The organism is Vibrio sp. 1288, from assembly GCF_033344475.1.
The window spans coordinates 1-717 of sequence record NZ_JAWPOX010000496.1; the positions used below are offsets into that span (position 1 = coordinate 1).

The following is a 717-nucleotide window of genomic DNA, read 5'->3' on the forward strand; positions in this document are numbered from 1 at the left end:
CTGGACATGTGGTCAGCTTCTTGAAGAGATCTTCGGTGAAACTGCAGAACCTAAACTAATGCAGCCTACGTTCATCACTGGCTACCCAGCGGATATTTCTCCACTGGCACGTCGTAGCGATGACAACCCATTCTTCACAGACCGCTTTGAGTTCTTCATCGGTGGCCGTGAAGTAGCAAACGGCTTCTCAGAGCTTAACGATGCAGAAGACCAAGACGCGCGCTTTAAAGCACAGGTTGAAGCAAAAGAATCTGGTGATGACGAAGCGATGTTCTACGATGCAGACTACATCACTGCACTAGAACACGGTCTACCACCAACAGCAGGTCAAGGTATCGGTATCGACCGCCTAGTTATGCTGCTAACTAACACGCACACCATCCGTGACGTGATCTTGTTCCCTGCAATGCGCCCACAAGCGTAATTCTTTGCTGAACAATGACAAAAAAACCACCTTCGGGTGGTTTTTTTGTATCTTTAATTTCCTAAAATTCAATAGGTTGCATTTTGATTTTGATGGCATATGCAAATAAGTATTCGCCAAATCTCAATCTATTGCATAGTCTTAATATTGAGACAGACTTCGAGCGTCGTAGTCTCGATAATGTTACCCGTTCGCAAAGATGGGTTTGTGGCGCGAAATTTCTATCAACAAAAGAATAAGGGTTAGAGAATGGCTGGGCAGTTTAAGATGGATTCCATCCCGGGATCGCTTGT

General features: G+C 45.2%; 1 protein-coding gene. It reads left to right on the forward strand.

Going from position 1 to position 717, the window contains the following annotated elements; genetic code table 11:
- Positions 1-424 (forward strand): amino acid--tRNA ligase-related protein (locus tag R8O11_RS27615; protein ID WP_318194924.1); only part of this gene is annotated, 424 nt, incomplete at its 5' end.
- Positions 425-717 lie beyond the last annotated feature (293 nt).